Annotated in this window: 10 protein-coding genes; 9 read left to right on the forward strand and 1 reads right to left on the reverse strand. The window is 66.3% G+C overall.

Going from position 1 to position 13,611, the window contains the following annotated elements:
- The first annotated feature begins 293 nt into the window (after window positions 1-293).
- On the forward strand, window positions 294-581 hold the full coding sequence (groES, locus tag EER27_RS15270; RefSeq protein ID WP_123088996.1) for a co-chaperone GroES: 288 nt from the start codon (window positions 294-296) through the stop codon (window positions 579-581).
- Window positions 582-704: 123 nt separating this feature from the next.
- On the forward strand, window positions 705-2,345 hold the full coding sequence (gene groL / locus EER27_RS15275) for a chaperonin GroEL (RefSeq protein ID WP_123088997.1): 1,641 nt from the start codon (window positions 705-707) through the stop codon (window positions 2,343-2,345).
- A gap of 153 nt (window positions 2,346-2,498) precedes the next feature.
- Here groL and EER27_RS15280 read toward each other — a convergent pair whose 3' ends face one another.
- Window positions 2,499-4,517: a multicopper oxidase family protein gene (locus tag EER27_RS15280; protein WP_123088998.1), complete on the reverse strand. Its 2,019-nt coding sequence runs from the start codon at window positions 4,515-4,517 to the stop codon at window positions 2,499-2,501.
- 354 nt (window positions 4,518-4,871) lie between these two features.
- Between EER27_RS15280 and EER27_RS15285 the strand changes: the two genes are divergently transcribed.
- From EER27_RS15285 to EER27_RS15315, 7 genes are all read left to right on the forward strand, one after another.
- On the forward strand, window positions 4,872-6,473 hold the full coding sequence (locus tag EER27_RS15285) for a flavin monoamine oxidase family protein (RefSeq protein WP_123088999.1): 1,602 nt from the start codon (window positions 4,872-4,874) through the stop codon (window positions 6,471-6,473).
- A 214-nt stretch (window positions 6,474-6,687) separates the two neighbouring features.
- On the forward strand, window positions 6,688-8,148 hold the full coding sequence (locus EER27_RS15290; protein ID WP_190285830.1) for an FAD-dependent oxidoreductase: 1,461 nt from the start codon (window positions 6,688-6,690) through the stop codon (window positions 8,146-8,148).
- Window positions 8,149-8,218: 70 nt separating this feature from the next.
- Window positions 8,219-8,521: a hypothetical protein gene (locus tag EER27_RS15295; RefSeq protein ID WP_123089001.1), complete on the forward strand. Its 303-nt coding sequence runs from the start codon at window positions 8,219-8,221 to the stop codon at window positions 8,519-8,521.
- A gap of 41 nt (window positions 8,522-8,562) precedes the next feature.
- On the forward strand, window positions 8,563-8,967 hold the full coding sequence (locus tag EER27_RS15300) for a putative quinol monooxygenase (protein ID WP_123089002.1): 405 nt from the start codon (window positions 8,563-8,565) through the stop codon (window positions 8,965-8,967).
- 53 nt (window positions 8,968-9,020) lie between these two features.
- The gene (locus EER27_RS15305) at window positions 9,021-10,436 is read left to right on the forward strand and encodes a hypothetical protein (protein ID WP_223807368.1); all 1,416 of its coding nucleotides are present in this window, start codon (window positions 9,021-9,023) and stop codon (window positions 10,434-10,436) included.
- Window positions 10,437-10,483: 47 nt separating this feature from the next.
- A complete protein-coding gene (locus EER27_RS15310; protein WP_123089003.1) occupies window positions 10,484-10,990 on the forward strand; it encodes a sorbitol dehydrogenase in 507 nt (168 codons plus the stop codon).
- Window positions 10,987-12,840: a GMC family oxidoreductase gene (locus tag EER27_RS15315; RefSeq protein WP_123089004.1), complete on the forward strand. Its 1,854-nt coding sequence runs from the start codon at window positions 10,987-10,989 to the stop codon at window positions 12,838-12,840. Before EER27_RS15310 ends, EER27_RS15315 begins: the two co-directional genes overlap by 4 nt.
- The last annotated feature ends 771 nt before the right edge of the window (window positions 12,841-13,611 follow it).

Here is a 13,611-nt window from a genome sequence, read left to right on the forward strand (position 1 = left end):
ACGCGATCCAGTGGCGCGATCCCGTGGTGGCGTGAGCAAACGCCGTCGAGCCCAGACCCACCCCGCGGCACCGTTCGGGCGCCGCGTAGCACCGCGATCCCGGCGGCCCTGAAGCCACGTCGATGGCACTTCCGTCGTGTCGTGCCCTTGAAAGCGGCAGGCGCTTCCCCATCTCTTTGCGATCCCGGTTTGCCGGGTGTTGTCGTCCGCAGACTTGGCACTCACCGTCGACGACTGCTAAAATTCCCCGGTTTTTTACGCTGCATCAATAACTTACATCCAGAGGGTTGCCCATGAACATCAAGCCGCTGTTCGACCGCGTGGTCATCAAGCGTATGGAAGAAGAGAAGGTTTCCGCCGGTGGCATCGTGATTCCGGACTCGGCTACCGAGAAGCCGATCAAGGGCGAAGTGATCGCCGTCGGCGAGGGCAAGGCGCTCGACAACGGCACCGTGCGCGCACCGAAGGTCAAGGCCGGCGACAAGGTCCTGTTCGGCAAGTACAGCGGCACCGAGGTCAAGCTCGACGGCGTCGACCTGCTGGTGGTGAAGGAAGACGACATCTTCGCGATCCTGGGCTGACGCCCTGCGGGAACGGGATGCCGGGATGGCCGATGCGCCTGCGCTGGCCGCCTTCCCGCCCTGTCCCGCCTCGCTTTCGTCTTCTGAATCCCTAACCCCAATTCAAGAATCCTGGAGTAACAAATGGCTGCCAAAGAAATTCGTTTCGGTGAGGATGCACGCGCCAAGATGGTGCGCGGCGTCAACGTGCTCGCCAATGCCGTGAAGGCCACCCTGGGCCCGAAGGGTCGCAACGTCGTGCTCGAGAAGAGCTACGGCGCGCCGACGATCACCAAGGACGGCGTGTCCGTCGCCAAGGAGATCGAACTGGCCGACAAGTTCGAGAACATGGGCGCGCAGATGGTCAAGGAAGTTGCTTCCAAGACCTCCGACAACGCCGGTGACGGCACCACCACCGCCACCGTGCTGGCCCAGGCGCTGATCCGCGAGGGCATGAAGGCCGTTGCCGCCGGCATGAACCCGATGGACCTCAAGCGCGGCATCGACAAGGCCGTCACCGCGGCCGTGGGCGAGCTGAAGAACATCAGCAAGCCGTCCTCGACCAGCAAGGAAATCGCCCAGGTCGGCGCGATCTCGGCCAACTCCGACGCCAACATCGGCGACCTCATCGCCCAGGCGATGGACAAGGTCGGCAAGGAAGGCGTGATCACCGTCGAAGACGGTTCGGGCCTGGAGAACGAGCTCGACGTCGTCGAGGGCATGCAGTTCGACCGCGGCTACCTGTCGCCGTACTTCATCAACAACCAGCAGTCGATGCAGGCCGAGCTGGATGACCCGTTCATCCTGCTGCACGACAAGAAGATCTCCAACGTGCGCGACCTGCTGCCCGTGCTGGAAGGCGTTGCCAAGGCCGGCAAGCCGCTGCTGATCATCGCCGAGGAAGTCGAAGGCGAGGCCCTGGCCACGCTGGTCGTCAACACCATCCGTGGCATCGTCAAGGTCTGCGCCGTGAAGGCTCCGGGCTTCGGCGACCGTCGCAAGGCGATGCTGGAAGACATGGCCGTGCTGACCGGCGGCACCGTGATCTCCGAGGAAGTGGGCCTGGCGCTCGACAAGGCGACCATTGCCGACCTCGGCCGCGCCAAGAAGGTGCAGGTCTCCAAGGAAAACACCACCGTCATCGACGGCGCCGGCGAGACCGGTGGCATCGAAGGCCGCATCAAGCAGATCAAGGCGCAGATCGAAGAGACGTCGTCGGACTACGACCGCGAGAAGCTGCAGGAGCGCGTTGCCAAGCTGGCCGGCGGCGTTGCGGTGATCAAGGTCGGTGCGTCGACCGAGATCGAGATGAAGGAAAAGAAGGCTCGCGTCGAAGACGCCCTGCACGCCACGCGTGCTGCCGTCGAAGAGGGCATCGTCCCGGGCGGCGGCGTGGCACTGCTGCGCGCCAAGGCCGCGATCGCCGGTCTCAAGGGTGACAACGAAGACCAGAACCACGGCATCACCATCGCTCTGCGCGCGATGGAAGCGCCGCTGCGCGAGATCGTGACCAACGCCGGCGAAGAGCCGTCGGTCATCCTCAACAAGGTGCAGGAAGGCACGGGCGCGTTCGGCTACAACGCCGCCAACGGCGAGTACGGCGACATGCTCGAGTTCGGCATCCTGGACCCGACCAAGGTCACCCGCACCGCGCTGCAGAACGCTGCCTCGATCGCCGGTCTGATGATCACGACCGAAGCGATGGTTGCCGAGCTGCCGAAGAAGGACGAGCCGGCGATGCCGGGCGGCGGTGGCATGGGCGGCATGGGCGGCATGGATTTCTGATCCAGCCCCAGGCAGCGCAACACCGTTAAAAACGAGAAACCCCGCCGCGAGGCGGGGTTTTTCTTTGTCCGGCCGGCGGCGGGAAACGACGAGCGGGATCAGCCGATCACTGCCTCGGCCGTCACGCTGCGCGCGCCTCCCGACGCCGCAGGGTCAGTGGTGGCCCTCGCCGACGGCGCCGCCCATGCCGTCGGGCAACACCACGCGCACGTTCTGCATCATGCCCTGGTCCTCGTGCTCGAGGATGTGGCAATGCAGGACGTACTCGCCGATGTAGCGCTGGTAGCGCGTGCGAACGACCACGGTGTAGTCCTGCTTCACGAACAGCGTGTCCTTCCAGGTGCCTTGCAGGTTGGCGTACTGCGGGTCGTTCGGCTCGCCGGTGACGCTGACATCGACCCCGTGCGGATCGAGGATGCTGACGACCTGGAACGGATTCACGTGGATGTGGAACGGGTGGTTGGCGCGAGTGGACTTCAGCGTCCACTCGTCCACGTCATCGAGCACCAGCTGGCGGGCGGTGTTCGGGTCGTAGGGTTTGCCATCGACCATGTACACGAACGGCGTCTTGTCCAGATCGATGTTGAACACCAGGTCCTGCGTGCCGGTGACCTCGCTCTTGGGAATGCTCTTGTGCGGAACGAACGCATCCAGGCGCAGGCCGTTGCGCAGGTCGGCGGTGACCTTGGCGCGCGTGTCGGTCGGCATGAACATGTTCGACGCGGCCACCAGGTTGTTGGTGAGGAAGGCACGTACATCCGTCACCGGCGGCGCGCCTTCCGAGCGGGCCGTCGCAATGCCGAGCAACTGGCGATCCTCGGCGGCATTGGTGATGCTGCCGTCGGCGGGCGCGGCGGCATCGAGCACGCAGTACTGGCCGGCCTTCGGGAACACCACCAGCGCGTCGCTGCGGTAGCCCGGTTGCAGCACGTTCTGCCCCTTCTCGATGGCCTGGCCATGCGTCAGGCCGTCGGCAGCCACCTCGAACTGCGTCAGCACCGGGCCGGTGCAGTTCTGCGTCACCCAGCTGTCCAGCTCCGCGCCGGACAGGCCCTCGATGCTGGGGTGGTCGGTGCGCAGTTCACGCAGCTGCAGGCTGATCGTGTCGCGCACGCCGGCGTGCAGCATGCGCCAGCGCTCGATGCGACCGGCAACCACGTCGTTGAAGGTCGGCAGCACGCTGCCGTTGATGCTGGTGTGTCGGCCCGACTGGACCCAGGTGTCCACGCTGGCGCCGGGTGCAAAGCCGAACTGGTCGTAACCCTCGATGCTGCCGACTTCGCCGGGATCGCAGACCCAGGCGATCACGTCGCCTGCGGCGTTCTTCTTGACCTTGATCGCGCCGTTGGCGTCTCGGCAGGCGTAGGCGACCTGCTGGAACAGCAGCACCCGTTCGTGGAACGGCTGGCCGTTGAGGTCGCGCAGCAGCGTGTCGACGTCGCCGTTTCGCTCAGGCGCAGGCAGGCGGCTGCCGCGGATCAGCAGGGCGCCGGCCATGCCGCTGGACACCTGCAGCGCGGTCGAGCCGTGCAGGTGCGGGTGGTACCAGTACGTGCCGGCCGGATGATCGGCGGGCAGGTTGTACTCGTACTCGAAGGTGACCCCGGGCCGCAGTGTCAGCAGCACGTTGTCGCTGTTTCCGGTGGGACTGACCCACAGTCCGTGCGAGTGGAGATTGGTCGAGTTGAAGCAGTGCGGGATGTTGACGTTCGGCGGCTTGCAGTCCGGCTCCTGGGGCAACTGGTTTTCCAGCCGGATGCGCACCGTCTCGCCGGGAGCGGTCACGATGGTCGGTGCGACGAAGGGCGTTTCCGGGTTGGTGCCCGGGCTGTGGTACGAGCGCAGGTTGACCTCGTCGTAGCCCGGCGTCGCCGGGTTCCAGATCCGCGAGCGCGTGTAGGCGATGCGCAGGTCCAGGCGCGCCTCGTGCGTGTCCAGCGGCTGCGCACCGGTTGCGGTCAGGCGCATCAACGGCTTGCGTTCGTCGGTGCTGCGTTCCATGACCGCCAGCACCGGTGCCTCGGCATCGCGCGACGGCGGCTCTTTCGCGGCCAGCGAGGCCGGCGCGGCGATGACCAGCGCGCACAACCACGGAAGCAGGCCGTGGGCCCCCTGATGCCGTGTGGATTGGCGCCTTACGCGCCGGATTGAAGACAAGGTGCTGCGTTCCATCGCTTTGCTCCTGGTAACGGCACGCGGCGGTGCCATGGGAAACCGCTTGGTGGGAGGAAGCGCGGAAAGTGCGGCGAGCGCCGCGAAGGTCCACCGGCGAACCGGACGATCGGGCCGCGCGCCCCCAGCGACGCCCCGATCCGACGCAGCGTCCCGCCGCGGCCGCCCACTCGGACACTGTCAGTATCGGCAGGGGCGGGTCGGCTGGTCCGTGGGGGGAACATCGCCGCTGGTCCCGTTGAGCGGGTTTCTCGTTGGGCTATCACGTTGCGCTTCTTCGTTGCGTTTCTTCGTTGGGTCAGATCGTTGGGTCATCTCCTCGGACCCGCCCCGTCCCTTGCATAGGAGCTTCCGATGGCACGCACGCCGCTGTTCTCGCTGTTGCAACGCGCCGCGCGGATCGCCCGCGCCTCCGGGCACACGGCCCAGCCGCTGGACGAGTTCTACGCCCAGGGCGTGGCCCTGCGCATCGACCTGCGCCGCCGGCGCCTGCTCCAGGGCGCCGGTGCGGGCCTGGTGCTGGCAGGCTGCAGCCATCTTCCGACTCCGGCGCCGATTGCGGGCGATGACGTGGTCATCGTGGGCGCCGGCATCGCCGGGCTCAGCGCTGCGTGGCGGTTGCGCCAGGCCGGGGTGGGCTCGCGCATTTACGAGGCCAGCAACCGCATCGGCGGCCGCATGCACAGCCTGCGCAACCACTTCGCCGACGGCCAGGTGATCGAGTTGGGCGGCGAGCTCATCGATACCGACCACGTCCGTATCCGCGCGCTGGCGGCCGAAATGGGGCTGACACTGGACGACCTGCTCGAAGGCGACACGATGCAGGACACCTGGTATTTCGATGGTCGCGCGATCGGCGAGCGCGAGATCGTGGAGGCATTCGTGCCCGTGGCCGCGGCGATCGAGCGCGACCTGGCCACGATCGGCGACGGCGACATCACCTGGGACAAACCCGACAACGCGCAGGCGCTGGACGCGCTGTCGGTCGCGCAATGGCTGGATCGCAACGGCGTCAGCGGGTGGTTGCGCAAGCTGATCGACGTGGCCTACACCACCGAGATGGGGCTGGAGCTGGACGAGCAGTCGTCGTTGAACCTGCTGACTTTCATCGGCACCGAGGGCGACACGTTCGAGGTGTTCGGCAGCAGCGACGAGCGATTCCATGTGCGCGGCGGCAACGACCTCATCGTGCAGGGCCTGGGTGAGCGGCTTTCCGGGACGGTGGAAACCGGCAGCGTGCTCGAAGCGATCCGGGGACGTGCCGATGGCTACACGCTGAGCTTCCGCCGCGATGGCGCGACCCGCGATGTCCACGCCAGGCAGGCGATCCTCGCGTTGCCATTCACGCTGCTGCGCAAGGTGTCGATCGACGTCGAGCTGCCGGTGCACAAGCGCCGTGCGATCGATCAGCTGGCGTATGGCACCAACGCCAAGCTGATGATCGGGTTCGGCCGGCGCGTGTGGAACGAACACGACGCCAACGGCGCGCTGGTGAGCGACCTGCCGCTCCAGACCACCTGGGACACTTCGCGCAAGCAGCCGGGCCAGGCCGGTGTGCTGACCAATTTCACCGGTGGCCGGCACGGCGTCGAACTCGGCCAGGGCACGCCCAGGCAACAGGCCGACGCCGCGGTCGCGGCACTGGATCGCGTGTTCCCGGGCGCCGCCGCGGCGCGCGGCGATGCACGCGAGGCGCGCTTCCACTGGCCCAGCCATCCATGGTCGCTGGGAAGTTACGCCTGCCTGCGTCCGGGCGACTGGACGGGCCTGCGCGGTGCGATGGGGGAGACGGTGGGCGGGTTGTTCTTCGCCGGCGAACATTGCGCGCTAGACACCCAGGGATTCATGGAAGGCGGCTGCGTGTCGGGCGAGGACGCCGCGCGCGCGGTGATGGCGCAACGCGGTGTGGCGACCCGGGGCTGGTACACGCGTCGCGCGCGTGCGGCAATCGCCTGAGTGCTGATTTCGGGGTAGGGAAACGACGCACCAGCGGGTCAGATTCCCCCTGTAAAACCTGACAGGACTTCGCCGAAAGCCGCGAATTCCTATGGACGGCCCATCTTCCCCGGGACCATAGTCGGCCCCGGGGGATCGCACCGGACGCGGATGGCGTCGGTGCCAAGGGTGCGGTCCATGGCAATCGGACGCCAAGGCAATCCAAGGGATGGATATGGCCGCTGATCAAGCGCAGATCGATGAGTTGCGTCGGCAACTCAGTGGCACCCTGCTCGTGTCCGGGCAGGCGGGTTTCCAGCAGGCATTGAAGATCGACAACGGCCGCGTGCAACTGCAACCGTCGCTCGTCGTGCAGGCCAACAGCACCCGCGACATCGTGCTGACATTGCAGTTCGCGCAGCGCCACGGCCTTCGCCTCACGGTCAAGGGCGGTGGCCACAGCGCCACCGGCTACTGCCTCAACGACGACGGCCTCGTGCTCGACATGAGCCTGATGCGCGCGATCTCGCTCGATCGCGACACGCGTCGGGTGTTCGTGCAGATGGGCGCGCGCTGGCACGACGTGTACGTGTACCTGATCAACAGCGGCACCGGTCTGATCCCGATTGGTGGCGGCTGCCCGACCGTCGGCATCGCCGGTTTCATGCAGGGTGGCGGCTACAGTTTCGTGTCGCGCTCGTACGGCATGAGCATCGACAACCTGGTGTCGCTGACGCTGGTCACGGTCGACGGCCAGGTGCGCAAGCTCGACGCCGACTGCCAGGACCCGACCGACCGCGACCTCTTCTGGGCCTGCCGCGGCGGCGGTGGCGGCAACTGGGGCGTGGTGGTCGACATGACCCTGCAGGTGCACGCGCCGGCCACCGACACCATGCTGACGGGGCAGATCCGCTTCTTGCCCGATCGTGCGCAGGATGTGCTGGGCTTCTACAACCAGTGGGTGGAAACCCTGCCCGACGAGATGGCCGTGTACGGCATCTGGGGCATGAGTCCGTCGCCGTCCGATCCCACCGTCAAGATCCAGACCTTCGGCTTCACGGTGATCTACAACGGCAATGCCACCACGGGCGCGTCGCTGCTTGCACCGCTGCTGGAAAAAGGGCCGCTGACGGTATCGCTCAACGCCATCACCCTTCCGGACTTCGAGCTGCTCAACGGCGCGTCGACCCTGGTGGACAACCGCAGTGCCTACATCTGCTCGGGGATGATGATGCCGGGGGCGTTCACGCCCGATGCCATCGCGGTGTTCGAGCGCTACATGGCCAGCGTTCCGTCGACCGACAGCTTCATCGTCTGGACCCACGCCGGCGGCAAGGTCTCGCAGGTGGCCGACGATGCCACCGCGTTCGCGCATCGCGGCGCGCGTTTCGTGCCGGAGGTGAAGTCCATCTGGACCAACGCGTCCGACGCACGCGCAAACGTCGAGTGGGCGCATGCGTTCTTCACCGACCTGCAACCGCACTTCGTCGGCGCGTACGTCAACTACATCGATCCGCTGCTGGCCGACTGGGCCAACCGCTATTACCTGGGCAATTACCCACGTCTGCTGGACGTCAAGCGCGCCTGCGATCCCGACGGATTCATGGACTTCCAACAGGGCGTCGGCTCCGCGTTCGAGCCCGACCAGTCGCAACCGCTGGACCTTGCACCGCTGAACCGCAGTTTCGTCGATTGAGCCAGCGTGCGCGGCCACGTGGTCGCGCTCGCCCAGCCATCGAATGCCTCCACCCGAACAGGGGAAGCGCATGAACGTCGACCTGCAGCTGACATCGCTGGATACCAATCCGGCCAGCCCGAACTACAGCGGCGATGCGTACATCCGTCTGCTGGAGGACTCGCAGGGCAACATCCTCAAGTCGCACGGTCGCGACTTCGGCGCCCAGTTCGCCCCCTCCTTCCTCTCCGCCGCCCTGTCCGCCGATGGCTATCGCGCGACCTGGGGCGTGCGCCGCGACGGCAGCGTCGCGTTCGACTTTTCGACCTGGGTGCAGATGCGGGGCGGCGAGTACTTCTACCTGCCCAGCCTGGGGTTCTTCCGTTCGCTCTGACCACACCACCGCAAGCCAACTCAACTACCGAGGAGCAAGCCATGATTTCGATCGTCGCCAAGTGGAGCATTCTGCCGGGCAAGCGTGACCAGGCCGTCGTGGCATTGACCGAGCTCGCCCGTCGCGTGCAGGAACAAGAGCCGTTCGTGCCGATGTACACGATCTTCCTGCCGGATTTCTCGGTGACCTCCTATCCCACGCCGTCCACCCAGGACCTGATCTTCCTCTCGGCGTTCGACGACAAGGCGGCATTCGAGGAGCACCTCAAGGGGCCGGTGTTCCGTGATTGGCTGGCCGAGCATCCCGACCTGTTCCTGTTCAACAACGGACAGCTGTTCGTGGTTTCCGAACTGCTCGAGCGCGTTGCCGGTTTCATCCGCCCGTCGATGGTGACCGACGCGGCCGGCGTCGCCGCGCGTCCGGTGCTGGCTGCCGATCCGGCCTGAGCACGCCGCCACACGCGGCTGCGCTGCAGCCGCCCGAACAAGGAATGTTGGCCATGAACAAACCCGCGATACGCAATCTGGGCGTTGCCGCCCTGACACTGGCGGTGGTTGCCGCCTGCGCCGGTCTGCAGGAAACGGAGCCAGGGCCGGCCGTGTCCGAGCCGATGACAACGACGACGCCCCCTGCGGCTGCACCGATCAACCCGCCGGTCGACAACTGCAACATCACCCCGCCGACCACGGCGATCACCACGGCCCTGCTGACCACCGGCTTGCCGTGCGACGCGCAGTTGGTTCCGCCGTTCAAGGGGCCCGGCGCGCTGGCCAACGTGCAGCATGGGTTCGACTACTACTCGTGGCTGACCTTCATCGCCCTCAACGCCCCGGCCGAGGGCCAGGCACCGTCACCCGGAAGCGATACGCGGACGCAGTGGGAGGACTGGAAGGAAGTGTCGGACATCATGCTCGCCGATGGCGCCACGCCCACGGCCTGGGATGCGCCGCGGGTGATCCCGCCGGCCTGCCGCGGCATCGCCGGCGCGGACCAGAAGCGCATCGTGCGCCGCTTCTCGCTCAACAAGACCGTGACCAGCGAGATCGACCAGCCCTTCGACACCGGCCCGCTGATCGACCAGAACGGCAACTACGTGCGCTACGAGTTGCTCGTCAACAAGCCGATGTTCGAGTACATCGTGCAGAACGGCCTGTACAGCAAGTCCGGGCAGAAGGCCTTCACCGGCGGGGTGGTGTTTCCCGAAGGCGCGGACACCACCGGCAGCAACGGCACGATGGGCGCGATCATGGTCAAGGCCGCGTGGAAGGTGATGGGCGCGGGCGACGACCCCAGCCGCTTCCACACCGTCGACGCGCTGGCCTACAACCCACCTTCGACCAATCCCACGGTGGAGGAGAGTTGCACGGCGGTCACGCTGGGCCTGGTGGGCTGGCATGCCGCGCACAAGACCGACGGCGCACCGCAGTGGATCTGGTCGACCTTCGAGCAGGTGGACAACGTGCCCGACAATGCCATCGCGCTCGGCGGCAAGGTCAACCCGCACTACAACTTCTACGCCTCGGCCAAGGCCGGACAGCCGGTCAACGAACCGCCACCGCGTCCGTGGAACCCGAACGTGCAGCCGTTCCCGAACGGTTTCACCAGCCAGATCACGCGGATCACCCCGCTCACCAGCGCTACGGTCAAGCTCAACACCGCCTTCCAGGGAATCCTGGCCGGGACGGTCTGGCCGAACTACGAGCTGATCAGTACGCAATGGCCGACCAACCCGACCAGTCCGACCGACCCCAACGGTGCGCCGGCGCCCTTGTTCCTGGCCAACACCACGCTGGAAACCTACAGCCAGGGAGAGGTGCCCAAGTCCTCGTCCAGTTGCATGGACTGCCACGGCGATGCCACGGACACGACCGGCCGCGACTCCGACTTCACTTTCATCCTCGAACGCGCGCAGTAGCGCCGCGATCGTCAGGCCCGCATAGCAATCGCCAAGGAGGCCACGCCATGACCGTCACCACCGACGACATTTCCGTCGAAACCTTCATCAGCCTGTCCGTGCTGTTGACCGGCATCGCCCAGGAGCAGCTCGCTCCGGACCTGGATGCGCACAACCTGTCGCAGGTCTACTACGACTACGCGATGGCCCGGGACCCGGCCGACTTCACCCAGTTGTTGCAGATCTACAGCGACAACCAGGACAAGGAGCCGGCGGCCATCGCCGAAATCATCTTCAACCAGTCCGGCGAAGCGGTGTGCTTCACCGCCCGCAGCACGATGCTGATGTGGTACCTGGGCAGCTGGTACTCGCCGGCCGCGCTGCAGGCCTACCAGCCGGCGACACCCGCGCCGCCGCCGCCGCCCAGCAACGTGATCTCGCCCGGTGCCTACACCCAGGGCTGGGCCTGGAACGTCGCCCAGGCACACCCGATGGGCTACAGCAACTTGCGCTTCGGCTACTGGAACGGCAACCCGCCGCCGCTGTCGGCCTTTGTTGGAGGGAACGGCGCATGAGCACCAACAACCATTACGACGTGGTCATCGTCGGCGCCGGCGTGTGCGGCGCACTGATCTCCAAACAGCTGGGGCTGGTGGGCAAGAAGGTGCTGATCCTCGAGTCCGGCGATCCGCTGCCGGCCAACACCAACGAGTACATGGAGCGGTTCTACATGGCCTCGGTGAAGTTGCCCGAAGTGCCCTACACGCCGCTGGTGTTCACCGACGACGCCGGCACCAGCGTCACCGATCCCAACAACTTCAACATCGGCCGCGCCACCACCGCGACGTTGGCGCCCAACAACTGGAACCAGCCCGACCAGGCCTACATGGTCCAGCAGGGCCCGCTGGCGTTCAGCAGCACCTACGAACGCATCGCCGGCGGCACCATGCGGCACTGGCTCGGCACCAGCCTGCGGTTCGTGCCCAACGACTTCCTGATGTACAGCCAGTACCACGTGATGGTGGACTGGCCGCTGGACTACGGCGACCTGGAGACCTGGTACGGCAAGGCTGAATCCGAGATCGGCGTGTCGGCCGATGTGTCCACCCAGGGCTATCTCGGCATCACGTTCCCGTCGGGCTACCAGTACCCGATGAACCCGATCCCGCCGTCGTTGGTCGATCAGGCCGTGACCACCGCAGTGACCGGCAAGACCGCGTTGAACATGCCGCTGGTGGTGACCGAGACGCCGGCGGGCCGCAACTCGCAGCCCTACCAGAGCCGCCCGACCTGCGCGGGCAACACCAACTGCATTCCGATTTGCCCGATCCAGGCCAAGTACGATCCGAGCGTCACCCTCAAGGCCGCCCTCAACACCGGCAACGTGACCATCTGGCCCCGCACCGTGGCCTGCCATGTCACGCTCGATGACGACAACGACCAGGTCACCGGCATCGACTACCTGCAGTACGACAGCAACACCGGCACGCAGACCGGCAGCGGCACCGTCACGGCCACGCGCTACATCATCGCCGCCCACGCGATCGAAACGCCGCGCCTGTTGCTGATGTCCACCAACTGCGGTCGCACGCCCGACGGCGTGGCCAACACCAGCGGCCAGGTCGGCTGCAATCTCATGGATCACCCGCTGTACCTCGCCTGGGCCCTGGCGCCCAAGCCGGTGTATGGCTATCGCGGGCCGCTGGCGACTTCGGGCATCGAAAGCACCCGCGACGGCGAGTTCCGCAAGGACCGCGCCGCGTTCCGCATCGAGATCGGAAACGAGGGCTGGAACTTCTCGATCGGCGATCCGTGGACGACGACGCTCGACTTCATCAACGGCATGAACGCCAGTCAGCTCAATCCGCCATTGAACCCGGGCGGCAACCCGCCGGCGCTGTGGGGCAACGAGCTGGTCAGGGCGCTCAACGATGGCCTGTCGCGGCAGTTCCGCCTGGGCTTCCTGGTCGAGCAGACGCCCGAGCCAGGCAACCGCGTCACGCTGTCGAAGACCGAGACCGACCATCTCAACCTGCCGCGCCCGCAGATCGACTACAACCTGTCGGACTACACCAAGGCCGGCATGGTGGCGGCCAAGCAGACCGCCGACGAGATCTTCGCGATGATGGGTGCCAAGCAGTACACCACCGCACCCGATGCCGACGATCCGGCGTCGTTCGAGATCGAGATCGACAACAAGATGGAACGCCTGAAGTTCTTCGGTTCGGGCCACATCGTCGGCACCTACTGCATGGGTACCGATTCGTGCAACTCGGTGGTCAACGCCGACCAGCGCTCCTGGGATCACTCCAACCTGTTCCTGGTGGGCAGTGGCGTGTTCCCGACCGTGGCCACCGGCAATCCCACCCTGACCATTGCCGCGCTGGCGCTGCGGGCGGCCGATACGGTGCTCGCCGATCTGTAGGGCAGGCCCGGGCGCATCGCCGCGATTGCGCGGCGATGCGCCATGCCCCTGGGTGGAGGAGTGATTCGCATGCGCCGACGCCGCCGTCATCCGACGACCGCCTTCCTGCTGGCCACCGCGGTGCTGGCCGGTTGCGTCGCCGCCGCGACGGCCATCGCCGTTGCCGACCCCAGTGGTCCAGGCAGTGCCCGGTACGGGAGCCTTTCTGAACCGGCAAGTTCTGTTTTGCACTGCAGCGTGCAAGCCACCTAACGAATCCTTCACGATCGACCCGCATCCCGACGTGGGGGAGGGAGCAAGCCCGCAACCGGTTCGACCGGGGCGGGCTTTTTTATTGCCTGGGTGATGCCGGCGCATTCATGTCGATGACTGCGCACGACGTGCGCACCGCCCGCGGACGATGGCGCCGCACGTTGTCCCGGGTAGGGCGCATTAGCCGAAGGCGTAATGCGCCGGATGGGACTGCGATGAAGATCAACCGCGACGTGAACACATACGGCGCAACGCCCTTCGGTTGTTGCGCCCTACGCAACGTGTGCGTCGCCCGCGGACGATGGCGCCGCAGGAGGTCCCGGGTAGGGCGCATTAGCCGAAGGCGTAATGCGCCGGATGGGACACGCGATGAAAATCAACCGCGACGTGAACACATACGGCGCAATGCCCTTCGGTTATTGCGCCCTTGTATCTTCAACCCACCAGCGATGGGCTGGTGATCCGGGGGCACTCGGATCGGTGCAGGGAGAGACTGTTTGCGCCCTGAGACTGCGAGTC

This window comes from Montanilutibacter psychrotolerans (assembly GCF_003719825.1).
Classification (GTDB): Bacteria; Pseudomonadota; Gammaproteobacteria; order Xanthomonadales; family Xanthomonadaceae; genus Montanilutibacter; species Montanilutibacter psychrotolerans.